19 protein-coding genes are annotated in these 22,506 nt (G+C 40.0%); 16 read left to right on the forward strand and 3 right to left on the reverse strand.

Annotation, left to right across the window (positions count from 1 at the left end):
- The first annotated feature begins 193 nt into the window (after window positions 1-193).
- The 6 genes from F6K06_RS10385 to alaS all read left to right on the forward strand — a co-directional run bounded on the left by F6K06_RS10385 (window position 194) and on the right by alaS (window position 5,754).
- Complete coding sequence (locus F6K06_RS10385; RefSeq protein ID WP_287242977.1) at window positions 194-1,084, forward strand: hypothetical protein; 891 nt, start codon at window positions 194-196, stop codon at window positions 1,082-1,084.
- 189 nt (window positions 1,085-1,273) lie between these two features.
- Entirely contained in the window at window positions 1,274-1,465 is a 192-nt protein-coding gene (locus tag F6K06_RS10390; RefSeq protein ID WP_287242976.1) for a type II toxin-antitoxin system HicB family antitoxin, read from the forward strand.
- Window positions 1,466-1,469: 4 nt separating this feature from the next.
- The gene (locus F6K06_RS10395; RefSeq protein ID WP_287308863.1) at window positions 1,470-1,685 is read left to right on the forward strand and encodes a hypothetical protein; all 216 of its coding nucleotides are present in this window, start codon (window positions 1,470-1,472) and stop codon (window positions 1,683-1,685) included.
- Window positions 1,663-1,968 carry a hypothetical protein gene (locus F6K06_RS10400; protein WP_287242972.1) on the forward strand — a complete coding sequence of 102 codons (306 nt, stop codon included), beginning with the start codon at window positions 1,663-1,665 and terminating at the stop codon, window positions 1,966-1,968. The genes F6K06_RS10395 and F6K06_RS10400 overlap by 23 nt, the downstream gene beginning before the upstream one ends.
- Window positions 1,969-1,983: 15 nt before the next feature.
- On the forward strand, window positions 1,984-2,850 hold the full coding sequence (locus tag F6K06_RS10405; RefSeq protein WP_287242971.1) for a hypothetical protein: 867 nt from the start codon (window positions 1,984-1,986) through the stop codon (window positions 2,848-2,850).
- Window positions 2,851-3,129: 279 nt separating this feature from the next.
- Window positions 3,130-5,754 (forward strand): alanine--tRNA ligase, encoded by a 2,625-nt coding sequence (gene alaS / locus F6K06_RS10410; protein WP_287242969.1) that lies wholly within the window; start codon window positions 3,130-3,132, stop codon window positions 5,752-5,754.
- 360 nt (window positions 5,755-6,114) lie between these two features.
- On the opposite strand, the gene F6K06_RS10415 is transcribed toward alaS, so the two are convergent.
- Window positions 6,115-6,300: a hypothetical protein gene (locus F6K06_RS10415; protein ID WP_124145675.1), complete on the reverse strand. Its 186-nt coding sequence runs from the start codon at window positions 6,298-6,300 to the stop codon at window positions 6,115-6,117.
- A 132-nt stretch (window positions 6,301-6,432) separates the two neighbouring features.
- Between F6K06_RS10415 and F6K06_RS10420 the strand changes: the two genes are divergently transcribed.
- From F6K06_RS10420 to F6K06_RS10435, 4 genes are all read left to right on the forward strand, one after another.
- Window positions 6,433-10,107, forward strand: coding sequence for a tetratricopeptide repeat protein (locus tag F6K06_RS10420; RefSeq protein ID WP_287242966.1), 3,675 nt, complete (start codon window positions 6,433-6,435; stop codon window positions 10,105-10,107).
- Complete coding sequence (locus F6K06_RS10425) at window positions 10,097-10,231, forward strand: hypothetical protein (protein WP_275670253.1); 135 nt, start codon at window positions 10,097-10,099, stop codon at window positions 10,229-10,231. Before F6K06_RS10420 ends, F6K06_RS10425 begins: the two co-directional genes overlap by 11 nt.
- 103 nt (window positions 10,232-10,334) lie before the next feature.
- Window positions 10,335-10,907 carry a Uma2 family endonuclease gene (locus F6K06_RS10430; RefSeq protein ID WP_124142677.1) on the forward strand — a complete coding sequence of 191 codons (573 nt, stop codon included), beginning with the start codon at window positions 10,335-10,337 and terminating at the stop codon, window positions 10,905-10,907.
- A gap of 191 nt (window positions 10,908-11,098) precedes the next feature.
- Window positions 11,099-11,665, forward strand: coding sequence for a Uma2 family endonuclease (locus F6K06_RS10435; RefSeq protein WP_124142676.1), 567 nt, complete (start codon window positions 11,099-11,101; stop codon window positions 11,663-11,665).
- A gap of 1,204 nt (window positions 11,666-12,869) precedes the next feature.
- Here F6K06_RS10435 and tnpA read toward each other — a convergent pair.
- On the reverse strand, window positions 12,870-13,274 hold the full coding sequence (tnpA, locus tag F6K06_RS10440; RefSeq protein WP_287242963.1) for an IS200/IS605 family transposase: 405 nt from the start codon (window positions 13,272-13,274) through the stop codon (window positions 12,870-12,872).
- Between the two features lie 58 nt (window positions 13,275-13,332).
- Between tnpA and F6K06_RS10445 the strand changes: the two genes are divergently transcribed.
- Window positions 13,333-14,619 (forward strand): transposase, encoded by a 1,287-nt coding sequence (locus F6K06_RS10445; protein ID WP_287242962.1) that lies wholly within the window; start codon window positions 13,333-13,335, stop codon window positions 14,617-14,619.
- A 357-nt stretch (window positions 14,620-14,976) separates the two neighbouring features.
- The gene (locus tag F6K06_RS10450) at window positions 14,977-15,201 is read left to right on the forward strand and encodes a hypothetical protein (RefSeq protein WP_124145525.1); all 225 of its coding nucleotides are present in this window, start codon (window positions 14,977-14,979) and stop codon (window positions 15,199-15,201) included.
- Window positions 15,202-15,352: 151 nt separating this feature from the next.
- Here the strand turns inward: F6K06_RS10450 and F6K06_RS10455 are convergent, their stop codons facing one another.
- Window positions 15,353-17,188: a serine/threonine-protein kinase gene (locus F6K06_RS10455; RefSeq protein WP_124155539.1), complete on the reverse strand. Its 1,836-nt coding sequence runs from the start codon at window positions 17,186-17,188 to the stop codon at window positions 15,353-15,355.
- Between the two features lie 837 nt (window positions 17,189-18,025).
- Here F6K06_RS10455 and F6K06_RS10460 point away from each other — a divergent pair.
- The 4 genes from F6K06_RS10460 to F6K06_RS10475 all read left to right on the forward strand — a co-directional run bounded on the left by F6K06_RS10460 (window position 18,026) and on the right by F6K06_RS10475 (window position 22,460).
- Window positions 18,026-19,456 carry a form I ribulose bisphosphate carboxylase large subunit gene (locus F6K06_RS10460; protein ID WP_124145527.1) on the forward strand — a complete coding sequence of 477 codons (1,431 nt, stop codon included), beginning with the start codon at window positions 18,026-18,028 and terminating at the stop codon, window positions 19,454-19,456.
- A gap of 292 nt (window positions 19,457-19,748) precedes the next feature.
- Window positions 19,749-20,129, forward strand: coding sequence for a chaperonin family protein RbcX (locus F6K06_RS10465; RefSeq protein WP_124145528.1), 381 nt, complete (start codon window positions 19,749-19,751; stop codon window positions 20,127-20,129).
- Between the two features lie 308 nt (window positions 20,130-20,437).
- Window positions 20,438-20,773: a ribulose bisphosphate carboxylase small subunit gene (locus F6K06_RS10470; protein ID WP_124145529.1), complete on the forward strand. Its 336-nt coding sequence runs from the start codon at window positions 20,438-20,440 to the stop codon at window positions 20,771-20,773.
- 373 nt (window positions 20,774-21,146) lie between these two features.
- Entirely contained in the window at window positions 21,147-22,460 is a 1,314-nt protein-coding gene (locus F6K06_RS10475) for a class I SAM-dependent methyltransferase (protein WP_287240816.1), read from the forward strand.
- The last annotated feature ends 46 nt before the right edge of the window (window positions 22,461-22,506 follow it).

The following is a 22,506-nucleotide window of genomic DNA, read 5'->3' on the forward strand; positions in this document are numbered from 1 at the left end:
AACCAGTTGCACTACCGTTGGGGTTGTAGAATAAGTTTCCATTGTCACTATTAGAAATCTCCAGAAAATAAACTTGCCCTTTATTTGCTATAAACTAGAGTGTAATAATACCAAATTGATAAATGTTTGCTACAAATAGCTAGGATATTTATTAGGAGTCAACCCACCCCTCGCCCTTTCCTTTCGCTGGCCTTTGGTAACTGCTTTTGCGATCCTGGGCATCAATTACGGCATTACTAACCAAGTAATTCCTGACCCGGAACTGGTCTTGCCAACAGTTATCGCTACTTACCTACCAGTGGGAATTAAGGGATTGGTATTAGCTTGTTTTATTGCCGCCGGGATGTCTACTTTTGACTCCTTAATTAATGGTGGCGCTGCTTACTGGGTGAAGGATATTTATCAAGCTTATCTCAATCCGCAAGCTGACAACCGCAAACTGCTGGCTCAAAGTCGTTGGGCATCGGTTATCATTGTTATGGTGGGATTGCTATTTAGCTTCAGTATCTCCAATATCAATGAAATTTGGGGATGGTTGACCCTGGGATTGGGTACAGGTCTGGCGGTTCCTCTGCTGTTAAGATGGTATTGGTGGCGGTTTAATGGTTATGGATTTGCCACGGGTATCGCTGCTGGCATGGTGGCCGCAATTGTTACTAAGGCGATCGTCTTACCTTCCTTCCCGAATCTGCAACTTGCTGAATTTATCCAATTTCTAATTCCTAGCAGTTGTTCTTTGGCAGGATGCATCGCTGGCACTCTGTTAACTCCGGCAACGGAACGGTCTGTTCTGGAGAATTTTTATACTGTCACCCGTCCCTTCGGTTTCTGGAAGCCGATCGCTGTTAATATTCCCCGCAATCTCACGGTCAATATCGCATTAGAGAACAGGCGTGATTTGCTGGCAACTGCGATCGCGATTCCCTGGCAAATAGTTTTGTGTCTCACGGGAATCATGTTTATGATGAAACGTTGGGATAATTTCCTAATTCTATCCTTGTTGCTGCTTGTACTTTCTATCTGTTTGTACTTTGTCTGGTACAGACATCTGTATGGAAGTCAAAAGTCAAAAGTTAAAAGTTAAAAGTAAGAATTATGGAAGTCAAAAGTTAAAAGTCAAAAGTTAAAAGTAAGAATTATGGAAATCAAAAGTCAAAATTCAACTGCTGAGTGCTAACTGCTTTTTTAATAATGTGGTTTATTGACCTAAAAACTGCTGTATAATAGCTATAAAAGTTGAGAAAATTTTTGACTTCCTCCAATTTAAAATATTATGGAAAAACTGTTACAACTACAGATTCAAAAGTTACCTGAAGGAGTTTATTTGGCAACTAGCGATGCTTTGCCTGGTTTAGTTGCTCAGGGAGAAACTCTGACTGAAACTTTGGAAATAACTCGCGATGTAGCTAGTAAGTTAATAGAAGCTCGTAGGGAAAGATTACTTCTGAATCTGGAAGGTTTATAAACTCTTGCCGAAAAGTTTGATTATCCATTGGTTATTAGTGAATAATTTGGTGGTTTTATGGGAAGGTTGGCAGGATTTCGCTACCTTTGAAATTGTGAATAAATTGAATACTTTTGGGTTTGTTTTTGACCGTCAAGCTGCTGGTAGCCATGAAATCCAGTACAATTGGTTATTAATGAATAATTTGGTGATTTTAAATGACTCAAGGTCAAATTCCTGATGATACTCCTACTAATTTACAAGAAAAAATTCTGCTAGAAGATGCTAAAAATCAACCAGGAATTGAAATTATAGGAGGAACAGATACTCCACTTAGAGATGCTCCTAGACTGATTAGTAATTATGGCGGTAATCCTGAATATTGGTATAAAATAGCTAGTAACCAAACCACAATAATTGATGGAGCAATTGTTGAAATACATTGGTATAGAAATAATAAAACTGGGCAAAACGTGGAATACAAAATTAAACGTACCTATCCAAGAACAGCACGAAAAAATTAGAGAGGTAAATAGATTATGAAAGTTTGTTGTCTTGCTAATACAGGGGAGTTTCTACCTGAAAGTTATCTGGATTCATCTCTATATCGTACTAAAGAAACTGAGTTTAATTTGATAGTTGGTAAAGAATATGTTGTCTATGCACTCTATATCTGGCAAAAAAATATTTGGTATTATATTTGTGACGAACGTTTTACTTATTTTCCTATCAAAAATCCTGCACCTTTATTTCAGGTAATAGATTCTCGTCCTTCTAGATATTGGCGCATGGAATTAGCTGAAAATGGTTTATTTATTCTGGCATTTGAGCATTGGTTTTCTATGGCTAATTATTATGAAAAATTGACTGAAAAAGATGAAGAAGCAGTGTTAATTTTTGAGAAATATAAGGAGTTGATGGATGCTGAAGTTGCTGAACCTTTACCCAAACCTTTGAGTGTAGAAAATTTGTTGGAAAGTAATTATAAAGCTACTATAGGAGATGACCTAGCAGCACTACTAATTGCGGTTCCTTTTGTAACTAAATATGTGGAAAAAATAGGGGAAGCTTTAGGGGAAAAGACCGTGAAACAGGTGAATAAGTTTTGGCAACTAATACAACAAAAGCCTGCGGGAATTTTGCCTACTTTAAAATCTGCTGAAACAGAAGCTTTTCCTATCGATTTTTATCAGGCAATACAAGAGTTGGAGGCTGCTGCTAATCAAGACCCAGAAGTGAAGCAGGCTCTTATTGATCTGGTTGAAGTTGCAAAACAGGAAGATTCAGAATATGTTAACAATCTTGAGTCTGAGGTTGAGAAAATTAAGTCTCAAGGAGTAACTGCTAAAAGCTCCAGGAGTTTTTTGATGGCAGCGAAGCAGTGGGGAAGTAGGGGAGTGGAGTAAACGGAAGGCAAAAGTCAAAAATCAAAAGTCAAAAGCAAGAATTTAAGGGCAGTTAAAAGTTAGAATTTAAGCAAGGAAATTACTTCAGAGTATGTAGACCATAAAGTAGGAACGTTGCATATAATGTCCCTACAGGGTTATGATTTTTTTTATCAGAGCTTACGCACCCAAACAAGAAACCGGGTTTATTCCCATAATTTGTTCAAAGTACCAAATTTGGTTGATAAACCCGGTTTCTGCATGACGCACCTAAATCAGAAAAAAGGAGTAATTTAAGCTATGTCTACCCAAAAACTCACAGGTAACGAAATTCGACAAACATTTCTCGACTTTTACGCACAACGGGAACACAATATTTTACCAAGTGCATCCTTAGTACCGGAAGACCCCACGGTTTTACTAACTATTGCGGGAATGTTACCATTCAAACCTATATTTCTCGGACAACAACCCCGGAAATATCCCCGCGCTACTACTTCCCAAAAATGTATCCGCACTAACGATATTGAAAATGTCGGTCGCACTGCCAGACATCACACTTTTTTTGAGATGTTGGGTAACTTCAGTTTTGGCGACTATTTTAAACCAGAGGCGATCGCCTACGCTTGGGAACTTTCCACAAAAATCTTCGGTTTGCCTCCAGACCATTTAGTTGTCAGCGTGTTCCGAGAAGATGATGAAGCATTTGCTATTTGGCGCGATAAAATTGGCATTCCTGCACACCGCATTCAACGGATGGATGAGGAGGATAATTTTTGGGCATCGGGTCCGACTGGTCCGTGCGGTCCCTGTTCGGAAATTTATTACGACTTTCATCCAGAATTAGGGGATGAGAACATCGACCTGGAAGACGATAGCAGGTTTATCGAATTTTATAATCTGGTATTCATGCAATACAACCGCGATGCAGAGGGAAATCTCACGCCATTGCAAAACAGAAATATTGACACCGGGATGGGGTTGGAAAGAATGGCGCAAATATTACAAAAAGTGCCGAATAATTATGAAACCGACCTAATTTTTCCTATCATTAAAACTGCTGCGGATATTGCTGGTATCGACTACAAAAAAAGTGATGATAAAACTAAAGTTTCCCTGAAAGTTATTGGCGACCATGTGCGAGCAGTAGCTCATTTAATTGCTGATGGTGTCACCGCATCTAATGTTGGCAGGGGTTATATTTTACGACGGTTAATTCGTCGGGTTGTGCGTCACGGACGTTTGATTGGCATTTTTGGGGAGTTTACATCCAAAGTTGCTGAGAAAGCGATCGCTCTTTCTGAGGATGTTTATCCAAATTTGCGGGAGAGGGAAAGTGCTATTAAAGCTGAGTTGCAACGGGAAGAGTCTCGCTTCTTGGAAACATTGGAGCGTGGTGAAAAATTGTTGGCGGAAATTATGGCAAAACCGGAAACTCAGAAAACTAAACAAATTTCTGGGGAAGATGCTTTCAAGTTATACGACACTTATGGTTTCCCCCTAGAGTTGACTCAGGAAATAGCAGAAGAAAATGGTTTGACTGTTGATGTCAGTATGTTTGAGAAAGAAATGAAACTGGCGCAAGAACGTTCTCAGTCAGCCCACGAAACTATTGACTTGACTGCTGAAGGTGGGGTAAAATTGGATGTTGACAAAACGGAATTTTTAGGATATACAGATTTGACTTCCTCAGCGCAGGTAATGGCATTAATAGCTGAAGGGGAACAGGTTGAGTCTGCTGAAGCAGGTACTCAAGTGCAAGTGGTGCTTGACCAAACACCTTTTTATGCTGAGTCTGGAGGTCAAATAGGCGATCGCGGCTATCTAAGTGGGGATAATGTGGTCGTGCGGATAGAAGATGTGCAGAAGCAGAATAATATTTTTGTGCATTTCGGTCGCGTGGAAAGGGGTTCGTTACAGTTAGGAATAACGGTGAATGCTCAAATAGATGCTGCTTGTCGTCGCAGAGCGCAAGCAAACCATACCGCAACACATTTGTTACAAGCTGCTTTGCGGTCCCTGGTAGACCAGTCTATTTCTCAAGCGGGTTCGTTGGTATCTTTTGACCGTTTGCGATTTGATTTTAATTGTCCCCGGGGGTTGAAACCGGAGGAAGTGGAGCAAGTGGAAGCTCAGGTGAATAGTTGGATAGCTGAAGCACATCCGGCGACGGTTGCGGAAATGCCATTGGATGAGGCAAAGGCAAAGGGAGCTGTTGCTATGTTTGGTGAAAAGTATAGCGATGTGGTACGGGTAGTTGACTATCCGGGAGTGTCGATGGAATTATGTGGGGGAACTCATGTGAATAATACGGCAGAAATTGGGGTGTTTAAAATTATTTCTGAAGCTGGTATTTCTTCTGGGGTGCGCCGTATAGAAGCAGTTGCTGGTTTGGCAATATTAGATTATTTGAATGTCCGAGATACTGTGGTTAAGGAATTGAGCGATCGCTTTAAGGCAAAACCGGAGGAATTATCGGAGCGGGTGAGTAACTTGCAGCAGGAGTTGAAGGAGTCGCAGAAACAGTTGGAAGCGTTGAAAGGTGAGTTAGCAGTGGCGAAGTCTGACCAGTTGTTAGGGGATGCTGAGACTGTGGGTGAGTTTCAGATATTAGTAGCGGAAATGCCTGGAGTTGATGCGGAGGCGTTGAAAACTGCTGCGGAACGGTTACAACAAAAGTTGGGCGAGAGTGCTGTGGTATTGGGTGCTGCATCTGGGGAGAAAGTCAGTTTAGTTGCTGCTTTTAGTAAGTCTGTGAATAGTAAAGATTTGCAAGCAGGGAAATTTATTGGTGGGATAGCGAAAATGTGTGGAGGCGGCGGCGGCGGTCGTCCGAATTTGGCGCAAGCAGGGGGTCGCGATCCGAGTAAGTTGAAGGAGGCGTTGGAAAGTGCGAGGGAGCAGTTAGTTGATGGGTTGAAGTAAATTTTTGACCACTATGTTGTAGGTTGGGTTGAGGAACCCGAAACCCAACATAACCCAACTTACTTAACATAAACATATATAGGTTTTTGTTGGGTTGCGCTATCGCTTAACCCAACCTACATTATTATCACTAAATTATCCAAATATGGTATTAGTAGTTTAGGTGATTTTTGTAGATTTAAGGTAAGTTAATACCTAAGCTAAAAATTATTTATTTAGCAGTTTTAAAAATCTACAATATTTGAATCATCTTCACTAGATATCTCCAGAAAACAGAGAATGGAGAATAGGGATAAATCATTGATAGTTCATAGATAAGAATTGACTTTATTCTTGATATTTGGAGATATTTTTTCTAACTTATACAATATTTGAATTGCTTTCACTATTAATAAGAACGCGCGTTTCTTCAAACTCGATAGGTTCAAGTTTTTTAGGTGGTTCTAGTTCCTGAGAAGGTTCAGGTTTTTTAGGTGGTTCTAGTTTCTGAGAAGTTTCAGATGATTTTTGATTTAAGTTATCACTTTGTTCTGAATTATTCGACATAAATGACTTTCCCAAAAGTTTAACTTGTTTAGCACTGCCTCGCAATGACAGAGGAGTTAAATTAAGTAAACTGCATAACTGGTTACTTCTAAGGATATATAATTAAGTAGGTGTGCTAATGGGGTGAATTTTATGAAAGCAATAATTAAATATTCTCTGGTGTGGGGAGCAACATTTATTAGTATCTGTGGGTTAACTGTGGGGATGGTGAAACCAGTAGTAGGGGAAATTAAACCTGCTGTGGTAGCGCAACAGTCTGGGGAAGTCGAGGAATTTAAGGGACTTTTTCAACAGGCTGGTCAGTTGTCAAAACAGGGAAAATATAGTGAAGCTATTCTATTGTTAGAACGTGCCTTAATTATTGTAGAAAATGCAGGTGCTTCTGAAACCACTGCTGCCATAGTTATTCATCTTTTAGGTCTGCAGCATTATTACCAAGGAAAGTACACAGAAGCCTTACCCCTATTCCAAAGGTCTCTGGCAATATTAGAAAAAGCATTAGGAGCTGACCATCCCTCAGTTGCTGCCAGCCTCAACAACCTGGCAGTACTGTACCGTGACCAAGGGAACTACACAGAAGCCTTACCCCTATTCCAAAGGTCTCTGGCAATATTAGAAAAAGCATTAGGAGCTAACCATCCAGAGGTTGCCCAAAGCCTCAACAACTTGGCACAACTGTACCAATACCAAGGCAACTACAGCCAAGCCTTACCTCTATTCCAAAGGTCTCTAGCAATAAATGAAAAAGCATTAGGAGCTGATCATCCAGAGGTTGCCTCTAGCCTCAACAACCTGGCAGGACTGTACCGAGACCAAGGCAACTACACAGAAGCCTTACCTCTATTACAACGGTCTCTGGCAATCAAAGAGAAAGCATTAGGAGCTAACCATCTCTCCGTTGCCCTTAGCCTCAACAACCTGGCAGGACTGTACCGAGACCAAGGCAACTACACAGAAGCCTTACCTCTATTACAACGGTCTCTGGCAATCAAAGAGAAAGCATTAGGAGCTAACCATCTCTCCGTTGCCCTTAGCTTCAACAACCTGGCATCACTGTACAGTGACCAAGGGAAGTATACAGAAGCCTTACCCCTATTACAACGGTCTCTGGCAACCTATGAGAAAGCATTAGGAGCTAACCATCCAGACTTTGCCTCCAGCCTCAGTAGCCTGGCATCACTGTACAGTGACCAAGGGAAGTATACAGAAGCCTTACCCCTATTACAACGGTCTCTGGCAACCTATGAGAAAGCATTAGGAACTGACCATCCCTCAGTTGCTGCCAGCCTCAACAACCTGGCATTACTCTACCAAGAGCAAGGGAAGTATACAGAAGCCTTACCCCTATTACAACGGTCTCTGGCAACCTATGAGAAAGCATTAGGAACTGACCATCCCTCAGTTGCTGCCAGCCTCAACAACCTGGCATCACTGTACAGTGACCAAGGGAAGTATACAGAAGCCTTACCCCTATTACAACGGTCTCTGGCAACCTATGAGAAAGCATTAGGAGCTAACCATCCCTCCATTGTCACCCCCCTCAGTAGCCTGGCATTACTGTACCATGTCCAAGGGAAGTACAGTGAAGCCTTACCCCTATTCCAAAGGTCTCTGGTAATATTAGAAAAAGCATTAGGAGCTGACCATCCAGACTTTGCCACCAGCCTCAGTAATCTGGCATCACTGTACCAACGCCAAGGGAACTACAGTGAAGCCTGGCCCCTCTTTCAAAGGTCTCTAGCAATCAGAGAAAAAGCATTAGGAGCTGACCATCCCTCAGTTGCCACCAGCCTCAACGGCCTGGCATCACTGCACCTTAACCAAGGCAACTACACTGAAGCCTTACCCCTATTACAACGGTCTCTAGCAATCAGAGAAAAAGCATTAGGAACTGACCATCCCTCAGTTGCCACCAGCCTCAACGGCCTGGCATTACTGTACCATCTCCAAGGGAAGTACACAGAAGCCTTACCTCTATTCCAAAGGTCAAGGGCAATCAGAGAGAAAGGATTAGGAGCTGACCATCCATACGTTGCCACTAGCCTACTCAACCTGGCAACACTGTACCAAGCTCAAGGAAATACAACCAGTGCCATTGAATATCTCACCCAGGCAATGGAAGTACAAGAAACCACCCTCACTACTTTCCTCGCCACAGGTTCGGAAAGCCAAAAACAAGCTTCCATGAGAAAGCTCTCAGTCACAACTCACCAAACAATATCCCTACATCTCCAAGACGCACCCAATAACCCAAAAGCAGCTAACCTCGCCCTCACCACCATCCTCCGGCGCAAAGGTCGCATCCTCGACTCCACTATCAAGTCCCTGCAAACTATCCGCGACAAACTGACCCCAGAAAACCAAAAACTCCTCAACGACCTGGCAAACACTCGTACTCAACTAGCTGCCCTCATCTACAACAAACCCGAAAATCTCCCACCAGAACAATATCGTCAACAAGTCGCTACCCTCAAAGGTAAAGCAGAGAAATTAGAAGCTGACCTTTCCCTCGCTAGTGCAGAATTTGCTAAGACTAATGAACCAGTAACTATTGAAACGGTACAAAAGTTAATTCCTGCTGATGCAGCATTGGTGGAAATAATGCAGTATTACCCAGTAGATGTCAAAGCTCTGAAACTTGGCAAACCCCACTACGCAGTCTACATCCTCCATTCCACAGGTTCACCACAATGGCTAGACCTGGGACCAGTAGCACCCATCCATAACACCATCACCGAATTTCGTGCTCAATTATCACAACCAAATAGTTCCATCCGAGAAGTTGCCCGTACCTTAGACCAACAAGTAATGCAACCCATCCGCCAAAAGTTAGGCAATGTCAAACACACCCTGTTATCTCCAGACTCCCAACTCAACCTCATTCCTTTTGCTGCTCTAGTCGATGAAAACAACCAATATTTAATCCAAAACTATAATATTACCTACCTCACCACCGGACGCGACTTAATCAAACTTGGTATTGACTTCCCCACCAAACAACCACCAATATTAGTTGCCAACCCCGAATACGACAACCCAGGCAACCCCACTTCTGTGCGACTCGTTGCTAATAATAAACGTGGTCACAAAAAACCTACTAGAGATTTAGGTAGTTTTTTATTTGCTCCAGAAAACTTAACTTTTGGAGCATTATCAGGAACCAAAGCAGAAGTGGAAGCTATTGCACCAATGTTATCAGATGTGACTCTGTTAACAGAGTCCAATGCTACAGAAAATGCTATTAAACAAGTGAATGCACCAGAAATACTTCATATTGCTACCCACGGTTTCTTTCTGGAAGATTTAGAAGAAGTAGCACCGCCAGTATTAGTCGGGGGTTTTAATACTGACATTCCCAACACAGAAACAAATAGATTAGAAAATCCACTGTTACGTTCGGGTATAGCTTTAGCAGGGTTTAATCCTCGCAAAAGTGGTGATGAAGATGGAGTAATGACAGCGTTAGAAATTGCTAATTTGAGTTTGGGGGGGACAAAGTTGGTAGTATTATCCGCTTGCGACACGGGAGTGGGAGATGTGAATGTAGGAGAGGGAGTTTATGGTTTGCGTCGAGCATTAGCTCTTGCGGGTAGTGAAAGTCAGGTAATTAGTTTATGGCAGGTGGATGATTTTGGTACGAAAGATTTGATGGTGAAATATTATCAACGGGTGTTGAATAATGAAGGGCGATCGGAAGCATTACGACAGACCCAGTTAGAGATATTGGGAACAGAGGAATATCAACATCCCTATTATTGGGCATCGTTTATTCCGTCTGGAGATTGGCGGGAGATAAATGATGGATAGCTCGGATATTTTTTATTATCCGGATGTCATGGTAACTTGTCACCCACAAAATGAAAATTTTTTAGAGTTAAAATTAGTGGGGTTAACTTTAACAATGGCCGATATTTATGATGAAGTTTTATAGCTTTTGTAGGGACGTTGCATGCAACGTCCCTACCTGATGATTTATCGTTTCTAATTTATGATAAAATTTAACTAATTGAACAAAAAAAATCAAGGAGGAAATTATGATTGCTCAACCGGAAAATCATCAAAAAACGACCGCAGAAGAATATTTAGAATGGGAAGCTAAACAGGAATTTCGCCATGAATATGTGGATGGTGAAATTTTAGCCATGACTGGAGCAAGTCTTCCTCATGTTGACATTGCCCTTAGTTTTTATCGCGCTCTCTATCCCCATCTCCGTCAAAGAGGATGTCGAGTTTATGTGTCTGATGCTAAAGTTCAGGATGCTAAAAATAATCGTTATTTTTATCCAGATTTAGTTATTAGTTGTAATGCTGATGATTTAAAATCTCGTACATTTCTCCAAAATCCTAGTGTAATTATTGAAGTTCTTTCTCCCAGTACCAGGGGTTACGATCGCGACGATAAGTTTAAATATTATCGTCAATTTTCGAGTTTGCAAGAGTATGTTTTAGTAGATTCAGAATCAATTTATGTGGAAATTTATCAACGTGGTGAAGGGAGAATGTGGCTTTATTCTGCATATATAGAAGGAGAAGATTTTACATTATCTAGTATTGAATTTAATTGTGCTGTTGATGTTTTATATGAGGACGTTAGTTTTGAGGATTAATGAGAGGAATATGAGAAATATTACTAACAAAACTAAAACAAAAATCAGCCCATAAAATCAACTCTTTGCTCGTAGTTTTGCTTGATCCCTAATCCTAAAATATTCGCCATCAGAAAAAAATGGCAGACTTATGACTTCAGCTATAATTAATTATCCATATAAATTCATATAAAATTGAGTAACTAATAACTATGGAATTAGCAACTGCATTTATTTCAACCACAGATTATCTGGAAGGGGAAAAATTTAGTCCCATTCGCCATGAATATCTCGGCGGTCAAATATTCGCTATGTCTGGTGGCAGTGAAGAACATAACCGCATTTCGTTAAATATTGCTAGTTTTTTGCGTTTGAATTTACGCGGCAGCGAGTGTAAAACTTTTATTGCAGATATGAAAGTTAAAATTGCCATTGCCGAAAATAGCTCGGATATATTTTATTATCCTGATGTGATGGTAACTTGTAATCCACAAGATACGGAAAAATATTACAAGAGTTTTCCTTGTTTAATTGTTGAGGTACTTTCCCCTTCTACTCAAGATTTAGACAGACGAGAAAAACGCTTGAATTATCAAAGTTTAGCAAGTTTGCAAGAGTATGTATTGGTCGATCAAATAGAAATGAAGGTAGAGGTTTATCGTCCATCAGAAGTTGGTTATTGGTCTAGGGAAAGTTTAGGAAAAGAAGATTGTTTAGAATTAAAGTCGGTGGGGTTAACTTTAACAATGACTGATATTTATGATGAAATTTTGATATAGCTTTTAAGCATTCAGCATATTAATGGCTTTAGTTATCTAGGAGAGAAGGGGAGAATATGGTTTAGGTGGGGACAAGAAACACTTAGAACGGGAGCAAGATGCTCCCACTGGACTATACCGTGACAAAAATAATTGGATACCAATACTATTACAATACAAAACCACTGATATCAAATCCGGTTAAACAGTTATAGAATCGTTAACTCAGGAGGAGTCAGGAGGAGAGAGAATTACAAAGATGAGCGTAATTATGACGATTGGAGAATTTTTTGATGTCCAATTCCCTCGGATTTGATATTATATCATGTCCGGTTAAACAGTGATAAATAAATAACTACGGAGTCCTCAGGAGTCAGGAGGAAAGAGGTAATAAAGAAGAACAACAGGAGAAGAAGGAGAAAGTTTTTTTATAACTAATTATCCGGAAATGATATTAATTATAAAAAAATATGGCGTTGGTAAAGCGCGTGTATGATATTAATCTTAATTACTGAGGAGTCAACCCACCCACGCCCCTCCCAGGAGGGGAGGGAGGAGGGGAAGTCAGAACTCAGAACTCAGGAGAGAAGAAAGAAGAAGAAAGAGGAATAGAAGGAGAAAGTTTTTTGGTCGCGTAAACGGAATGGAGTTCGATCGCGCTCTGATCCAGACATGATATCATACCTCAAATTACCAACGCCAAAAATATAAATAATACATCTTAACATATCTACATTAATTAGCAACAAATCTAAAAATTTAGATGAGGTAAATTTCTATATTATGGATGTGTTAGTTGCTGAGGAATTGGCTATAAATCACCAAAAAACTATCTAATGAAGACTATTTCTAATAGTTTATCCATTAGACTTATCCAAAAACTAGATTTTGGCCTTTGATATCATGTCCGGTAGCATCGGAGCGTGTATAAAATTAAGGTGACAATAGGATAAAACCTTCTGCCTCCTGCCTCCAGCATAGCTGCCTTCCTTCCAGCAAAGTCTAATTATTCAAACAGACATGATATGATTCATAATTGAGGGTCATTTGCAGCAGATATGTCTTCTATAAAGAGAAAAAACCATGGTCAAGATTGAAGATACACAAGAAAGAAAAAGACTGATTGAAGATCGTAACTCATTAAAACCTAAAAAATGGCGGGAGGAAGTTAGCCAGGGTGATTTATCCCCTGGTTGAATAACGACGCGCGGGTTTTAACCCGGTGTTACTTTCCGGTTTGGTTTTCAATGTACTTCCTAACAGTCTCCGTTGAAGCATTTCCGGTTGTAGCACAGAAAAAGCTAGGGGTCCAAAGTGTGGGCAATTTTAGCAATCTAGGAAATTCTTTTCTCAAATGATGAGAAGCTCTACCTTTGACTCGTTTGATAATGACAGAGGCTGCAAAAGTTGGATCAACTTCTAAAAATAAATGTACATGGTCTGGCATTATTTCTAATGCTATTAGTCTCCAATCATGCTCAGTACATAACTCAAAAATAATCTGTTGCAACCGTTGTTTTACGTCTCCTACCAATACTGGCTTTCTACGCTTTGGACAAAATACAAAATGGTAATTAATCAGTGTTACTGAGTGAGGATTTCTTCTATATTCGTCTGGTTTTTTCTTCATCAATCTGTAGACAGAATGTGTTTAATAGTGCTATTATATCTACAGGAGGTGAGAATTAATGTATGGATGTCAACAACACCTAGTCAAGAATACCTCAGAAGTAATGGCTGTGCTTGAATACCTATGCACAGAAGCAAATAAGTTGACAAATTGTGGTATTTACTATTGTCGTCAAATGCTATTTAAAGCAGGACGCTTTGTGTCTAAAGCTGAACTAGATTTTGAGTTAAAAAGTAATCTGCATTTTAAGGCTATGCGTTCAGCCTGTGGCCAACAGACATTACATTCTGTAATTGAGTCTTTCAACTCTTATGCAAGACTTGCCAAAATGTTTACTTCAGGTGAACTGGCACAAAAGCCAAAACCACCAAAATACCGCAAAAAGAATGGTTTAGCAGTCGTTAGTTATCCAGGACGCTGGGTCAAGCTAGTGAATGGAATGCTTAAGTTCCCTCTAGGTAAGCAAGTCAAAGCATGGTTTGGAATAGACCACTTTTTATTGCCAATGCCTAGCAACTTAGATTTCAATCAAATTAAAGAATTGAGATTTGTTCCCACAAACAACTGCTTCTATTTAGAATTTGTTTATGAGCAACCTATACTAGAAAAAGGCCAACCAATAGCAGAAAACGTCTTAGGCATAGACCCAGGATTAAATAACTGGTTAACCTGTGTGAGTAATGTGGGAAAGGCTTTTATAGTTGATGGGAAAAAGGTTAAATCTCAAAATCAATGGTACAACAAGCAAGTAGGCAAAATAAAATCAGGCCAGTCTGGTGACTACTGGGACGATAACTTAGCAGCTATTACTGAAAAGCGCAACCGTCAGATGCGGGATAATGTTAACAAAGCAGCTAGATTTGTGCTCAACTGGTGTATTGAACATCAAATAGGCACAATAGTTTTTGGGTGGAATCAACGCCAAAAAGATAGCATTAACATCGGCAAGAAGAATAACCAACAGTTTGTTCAAATACAAAATGCCAAGTTAAAAGCCAGGATAGTTGAATTGTCTGAGCAGTATGGAATTAAGTTTGTTGAGACTGAGGAAAGTTACACGAGTAAGGCTAGTTTTCTAGATGAAGATTTCTTACCGACATTTGGTGAAAAACCCGAAAGGTGGGAGCCATCAGGAAAGCGTGTTAATCGTGGTTTGTACCGTTCAGCAACAGGTAAATTGATTAATGCCGATGCTAATGGTGCTGGAAATATTATCAAAAAAGTAGCAACACAGCTAAGTTTAGATTTAGCCAAGGTTGGTAGGGAAGTTTTGATGCTTCCACAACGATATAAGTTGGACGATCTAACTAGAAAATATCGTAAGCAGTGTGTCGCGTGGCTTTAGCCCGCGTAAGCATATCCGCTTAGAATCCAGGGTGTTTTAACCCCTGGAGACATCAAATTTAGACTCTGATTTCAAAAAGAGAGCTGATTGGTTCTTGCAAAACCGTCAGGATTTGACAACCATAAGGGGGTTGGTAAGGGGGTGCTGGTTTCCCCACTCCTCCACAGGGTGGGGCGGAAAGCACCCCCTTACATAAATAAATGTTGATCCGCTTCGATCAAGATGTTTGTCTACCTCCCGACAATGATTTGATATTTTTGATAGAATTGGATTGTGGATTAATCAATTGCTAGAATGATTAATTAATGGTTATTTTTAGTCAAAATCTAAACCAATTTTTGGCAATATCATTCCATAATGTGCAACCCCAAAAATGCTGTTATAGATGCAGCTATGAGAGCAGCACGTCAAGGAAAAGAAGAAGTCGCACTAAGCGAACTACTTGAATCTATTAACTCCATTAAAAAAGCACGAATTAACGTTACCCCAGCATCAAGACCCTTAACTCCAGAAGAAAAAGAGGAGGCAGAGAAAAAAATCAAAGAAGCTTTAGCTAAGAAAAAACAGGAAGGTACATCCTGATATAGAAAATGTGAAGCATTTGGAGATTATGTCTTTATTCTCGAAACGCTTCGCTCCCTCATCTCCCAATCTCCCAACTCTTAAACAAGAGCGATCGCTCCCTATATCCCTACTGCTAAACAAACCAAATTTTAGGCGACGCTCGCTCTACTTATCGTAAACCTAACCAACGTAAAAGAGGAATAATCACATAATGACTAACACCCAAACAAAAACCACTGATACAACCTAACAAACTGAAAAAAGTTATACTTGTAAAAAATTCTAATAAATTAGGTTGACTGTGATTCATAAAAGTAAACTGTAAAAATAACTCTGGAAAAATATTTAATTGCTCCAAACCCAAAAAAACTATTGCCGTCAAACTAGCAACTATAAAAGCATAAATAAAGTTATGCTTTCTTAAACCAAGTCCTAGAGTAACAACACCAGTAGCTACCCCCACAGATAATTTACCCATAATTTCTAGGATAATTAAATCTTCTTTTGTCGTATAGACACTACTACCAACTTGGGAAAATTGCCAACATAACCCTCCTAAAATGTAACCAATAATTCCCATAAATGCAGCCAACCCATAACGACGACGTTGACCTAAACCTCCCACATCCGTTAAACCAACTCCCGTTCCCAAACCAGCTAAACCAAAGACAAGTATTTCCGGACCAATATTTAGGGGAACATCCCACACAAGAAAAATTAGATTAGTAAATATACTAGCGAGGCGATCGCCTATTCCTGACCAATAAGCAAAAATTAATCCGAATGTTGCCCCAATACTTCCCCCAATTGCCCCCAACACCATTTCCCAAATTGTATCTACACATCCTGAAACTATTTGATGAAAAATTTTAGACAGCGTAAAAAATAACCTATTAATATTCTCACTGAGATTTTTCAACAGAGCTATTAATGAATTTTTAACAGTTGTAGCTAATGTAGCTAACAAATATATTCTCAGAGACCTCTTTTGCCGTCGATAAATTTTAGCTAAACGGACTTGCACTTCTGCTGCTGTTGCTGGTCGTTGGGCCGCATCTAAACTCACCATATCATCAAGTAAATTAGCCAAAGCTGGATGAACTGGCTTAAGTTGACGCCACTTTAGCTTACCTGTTAAGGGGTCCTCCAATTCTGCTGGATATTGACCAGTTAGTAAATGAATACAAGTACGGCCCAAAGCATAAAAATCTGTGAATGGGCCAATTTCACCCCCATTAATTTGTTCTGGAGGACTATATCCAGGAGATACTAATCTGGTTGTGCTGCGTTTTGCTACAGTTTCTCTAGGTTGGATTCTATAACTACTAATTTGTTTTACCCCACCGAAGTCAATTATGACCAGTTGACCTCTTTTTTTTCGTTGATGATGAAAAGAATAGGATAAAGAAGATTTTGTCAAAGTTGAAGGTTGGATTTCCCGCAACATTAAATTAGAAGGTTTTATGTCCCTGTGAATAATTTTCCGGCGGTGTAATTCCCATAAAATTTCTACCGCTTGGGAAAGCCAATTGATTACATAGAAATCTGGACATCCTTGGGGATATTGTTCCAGAATTTCTTCTAGGGTACAACCATCAATTTTTTCCATGACTAGGCATGGGAGAAACCATTGACTAGAGTGGCCAACTGCTGGCTGACTATTTCGCTTGCGTAGGTGAAAATAGTCTCCTGTTTCGACTCTAGGAATACCTGAATGGCGGATACTGGCAAGTACCCAAGCTTCTTGGTCAAATAGTTCGAGTGCTTTGGGAGAGCTTTCTAACAATACTTTCAGAATACGTTCGGTTTGAGTTTCTTGGTCCCAAATAATGTAGATTTTCGCAAATCCACCAGCGCTTAATTTTCGCAGGGGAATGTAGCGATCGTTAATGAGAAGTGGGGTTCCACAGCTTTGACAAAAGTTATTTCCCCATGGCTGGATTGGACTTAGACAATGGGGGTTGATACAGTGGACTTTTGATAAAACAGACTGATGTACAGTCATCTACAGTTAGATATGAATTGAGGACAATAGGAAAATTACTTATATTTTTATCTTAAAAGTTCGCTCTTCTTGAAAACCATGTCGCTTTAGCTTAAGGATAATTAGTGGTACTCAGACATTTTATCGTAGAAAAAATGCGTCAAATTCAGTCTAGACAAGGGAATTACCTCGATGCCTTAAAAATGGCTAGAACCCCTGCTGATTCAGGAATTATGCCTTTTTGATGTAAAAGCCTCTGCCCATCTATATTTGATCCTATTTTCTGGCTTGATTTTGTGTAAGTCCCATTAGGTCTAATTATTTTTATTTTGCAGACAAAAATGCAAGTTAAATGTAGATTACTTGAGTCCGATAGTGGTATTAGTTATCGATAGAAAGGTGCTGAATAATTAGCGCTCTAGAAAAATTAATTTACCGATTTTTTCTTGTATTAAGTGCTGATTTTTTCTGGAAAAAGTAATTATATTATTTTGATACTAGCAATAATTTCTACATAAAATTATAGTCAAGTTTTTTCCTTATTAGTTCACTACTCAAATCTTGCACTTTTGGTGAATCTCTCGTTTTTTTACGATCCCCTGTATTTGTTCAATATTTAATCTGGGATAATTAAAATTGTTTTTACTTTGCATATTTGTGTTTTTTTGTCAATGAGCAATTATTCACTTGATTTATTTTAAATGATTATGGCGATAAAATTAACAAATGTAACAAATAGATTAAAAAAAGTTATTAATAAAAAAATAATCTTTAAAGTGGAAAAGTTCTAATTCTTGATATTATCTAAAATAGTATGCTGTATAGCAGAAAAGTGAATAGATTCTTAGGAAAGAATATATGAGTTACGCTAAAACACAAACTCAGTCTAAGTCTGGGTATCAGGCTGGAGTAAAAGACTATAAACTAACTTATTACACCCCTGATTACATACCAAAAGATACAGATGTTCTGGCAGCCTTCCGTATGACTCCTCAGCCTGGAGTTCCTCCAGAAGAAGCTGGTGCTGCGGTAGCTGCTGAATCTTCTACTGGTACTTGGACAACAGTATGGACTGACTTGTTGACTGACCTCGATCGCTACAAAGGTCGTTGTTATGATATTGAATCCGTTCCTGGCGAAGATAATCAATATATTTGCTATGTAGCTTATCCTCTAGATTTGTTTGAGGAAGGTTCTGTAACTAATATGTTGACCTCTATTGTAGGTAACGTATTTGGTTTCAAAGCACTACGGGCGCTACGTCTGGAAGATATGCGGATTCCAGTAGCTTATCTCAAGACTTTTGAAGGTCCTCCTCACGGTATTACTGTTGAACGTGACAAATTAAACAAGTATGGTCGTCCTCTATTAGGTTGTACTATTAAGCCTAAGTTGGGTCTATCTGCTAAGAACTACGGTAGAGCAGTTTATGAATGCTTGCGCGGTGGTTTAGACTTCACAAAGGATGACGAAAATATTAACTCTCAACCTTTCATGCGCTGGCGCGATCGCTTCCTGTTTGTACAAGAAGCTATTGAAAAGGCCCAAGCTGAAACTGGTGAAATTAAGGGCCACTACCTGAACGTAACTGCCCCCACCGTTGAACAAATGATGGAGCGTGCTGAGTTTGCTAAAGAAATTGGCACTCCAATCATCATGCACGACTACCTAACTGGTGGTTTTACTGCAAATACAACTTTGGCCAAATGGTGTCGTCGTAACGGTGTTTTATTACACATCCACCGAGCAATGCACGCTGTAATTGACCGTCAGAAAGCTCACGGTATTCACTTCCGCGTTTTGGCTAAGTGCTTGAGAATGTCTGGTGGAGACCACCTACACTCTGGTACTGTGGTTGGTAAGCTTGAAGGTGAAAAAGGTATCACTATGGGATTTGTTGACTTGATGCGGGAAGACCACATTGAGCAAGACCGCGAACGTGGTATTTACTTCACTCAAGATTGGGCATCCATGCCTGGTGTAATGCCAGTTGCTTCTGGTGGTATTCACGTTTGGCATATGCCAGCTTTGGTTGAAATCTTTGGTGATGATTCCTGCCTACAATTCGGTGGTGGTACTTTGGGTCACCCTTGGGGTAATGCTCCTGGTGCAACAGCTAACCGTGTAGCTCTAGAAGCTTGTATCCAAGCTCGTAATGAAGGTCGTAACCTCTTCAAAGAAGGTGGCGATGTCATCCGTGAAGCTGCTAAGTGGTCTCCTGACTTGGCCGTTGCTTGCGAACTATGGAAAGAAATCAAGTTCGAGTTCGAGGCAATGGATACCCTCTAAGTCTGTCTTTGAGATGTGGGATTTTAGATTTTAGATGGCAATAGTGAAATAGATATGTCACACTTGTCTGCTAAGGATTTAAAAAGCGTTCAGCTTTCAGCGTTCAGCATTCAGCTTTTTATCAGGGGATTTAAACTTAAACCCCTCCTAAAGTTAAATGACAAGCTAGAGCCTGTCTTTATTTATGTGGACTATCCACGCTGATTGCTAGTAGCTAATAGCTGATAGCTAGTTAATCAATCCTCAATCTAAAATCTAAAGTCTAACAACAATATTCAGGCTGGGGTCAAAAATGGATATTAAAAAAGTTGCGAAAGATACTGCAAAGGTACTGACGAGCTACCTGACCTATCAAGCTGTGCGGACTGTAACTGCTCAGTTACGAGAGACGAACCCTCCCTTAGCAATTTGGTTAAGTGGTTTTTCCTCAACAGGCAAAATTCAAGATGGAGAAGCTTACCTACAAGAGTTGCTCCAGGAAAATAAAGAATTAGCATTTAGAGTGATGACCGTTCGAGAACATTTAGCAGAGGAAGTGGCTGAGTATTTACCAGAAATGCTGCGCAGTGGTATTCAGAAAGATAATATGGAACATCGCCGTCGGTATCTGGAAAAGATAACGCAACTGGAAATAGCTGACCCTAGTTTAGATCCAGAGCAACGAACAGATTAGCCACGAAAATTTGCGGTTAAAATAGCAGTAAGCACCTCAGCGGTCAGCGGTCAGCTCTCAAGGCATAAAATGGGGGATATTCAAAAGAAGCCACTCCGTGTCTACAAACCCCCATCAACGTACACCACTAATTTTTCAAATAAATATAGTGGGGAACTTAAACCCGCCAATTTTAGCTGATAGCTGATAGCTGATAGCTGATAGCTTGTTAAATTTTCCTCCACGGAGAGACCGGGGGGCTGAGATATAAAATCTTGATTGATTCAAAATTTGGCTCCCTTGCACATTGTATTAAACAGTAAAAAAACATGAGAACATTACCAAAAGAGCGTCGTTTTGAAACCCTTTCCTATTTGCCTCCTCTGAGTCCTAACCAAATTAGTCAGCAACTTCAGTACATTTTGGATCAAGGTTTCATCGCTGGTGTAGAATTTAGTGAATCTTCTGCACCAGAAATGCACTACTGGACTTTGTGGAAGTTACCTCTATTCCATGCCAAAACAGTTCAAGAAGTTTTAAGTGAGATCGATGCTTGCCGTTCTGAAAATCCTGATTGCTATATTCGCGTGATGGGTTTTGATAATGTGAAGCAGTGTCAGGTATTGAGCTTCATCGTACATAAGCCAAATCAAAGAAGATACTAATTCATAGCTAAATTAATTTAGTTATAGTGGGGTAGGTAACCTTGTCTGCTCCACTATTTTTTTGTATCATTCATTCCGCTAAATTGTCTAGAATGTAAAGACGTTCCATGGAAGCTTTCTGCGGGTTGGAAAAACCAATTTTTGATGATAATATCATGTCCGGTAGCATCGGAGCGTATATAAAATTAAGGTGACACTCTTGAGAAAACCTTCTGCCTCCTGCTATCCTAGATAACTAACTGCTATCCTAGATAACTAAAGCCTTCTGCCTTCCTTCCACCAAAGTCTAATTATTCAACCGGACATGATATAACTGCTGACTGACTAGAAGGACAAAATTAGCGAAATTCTAAATCCTTACCTGATTTTTTAAATGAAAACTCAATACAAATATCCAGAGAACTTGAAATATTCTGATATTGATCGTCACTCGCAACACCATCAAAAATTTGTCGCTCCACCACTGGATGATGAGTTTTACGCTGAGAGTTATGAATTGCGCAAAGCAGCTTCGACGATGACAGTTTCTGCCATTGAATGGTTCCGCAATAATGTAACAGTATTACTGGAGCGAAGTTATTCACGCTCACACCAAAAGGATACCTTCTCGGTACTCAGTATTGGTAGTGGTGAAGGTGATATTGATATCGAAATTATACAAAGCCTAATTCCCAGACTCGATCCACGGTGGAAGCAGTTAAAATATGTAGCACTTGAACCCAACCCTATCCATCGCGATCGCTTTCTACAACGGCTCGATCAAGCATCTTTTGGCAAAAATGTCAAGGTGTCTGTGCGTGATGAATATTTTGAACCAGGTAGATTTGAAAGCGAACAGAAGTACGATTTGGTTCTGTTGACCCATGTTTTATATTACTTTGATGAGCCTTACCAAGCAATTCAGAGTGCTTTAAAGCAAACAAGAGAAGGCGGAAAGGTGGTCATTGTCCACCAAACAGCTACAGGCATTCCTCAAATTCAGGGCGAGTTTATGCTGGAAGCGAAAGGGAACCAAAATGAAATGTTCACAGCAGAGGATATTAGAAATTTACTGGATACTCAATCTCATCCGCATCAGTATCACCATGTCGATGCTCGTCTGGATGTAACTGAATGTCTCCAAGGCTTGGAAAATGGCGTTAAAATTATGTCCTTTTGTATGGAATGTGATTTGCGCCAGCTTCAGGAAGCAAAATTTGCTAAGATTCTACAAGCATTTTGGAGATTGGCTGAGATTGAGGAAAGTGGAAAAGCATTTATAAATGAACCTATTGGGGTTTTTGTCTTGCCAGTTCCCAGTGTTACTGTTCAACAAAGAAGTCCAGAAGACAAAGATCCAGTAATTGATTATTGGCAGTTAGCGCAGCGTTTCGACTGGGCGAGTACTTTTTTATCACAATATCATCAGGGGGAAAGTTCCTCTCTGAGATTACTGGATGTTGCCTGTGGAACAGGGCGTTGGTTGCAAGCTTTTAGTCACTACATCCAACTTGATGAAGAAATTGGCAATATTGTCTACGATTGCTTAGATCCTTCTGGAAGTTCAATTGCTCAAGCTAGTCAGAAAATCCATCTTCCCTTACAGCAAGGGAACCAATATATTAGTACAACCATAAGGGGGTTGGTAAGGGGGTGCTGGTTTCCCCACTCCTCCACAGGGTGGGGCGGAAAGCACCCCCTTACATAAATAAATGTTGATCCGCTTCGATCAAGATGTTTGTCTACCTCCCGAC

The sequence above is a fragment of the Okeania sp. SIO1H4 genome, assembly GCF_010672695.1.
Taxonomy (GTDB): domain Bacteria; phylum Cyanobacteriota; class Cyanobacteriia; order Cyanobacteriales; family Microcoleaceae; genus Okeania; species Okeania hirsuta.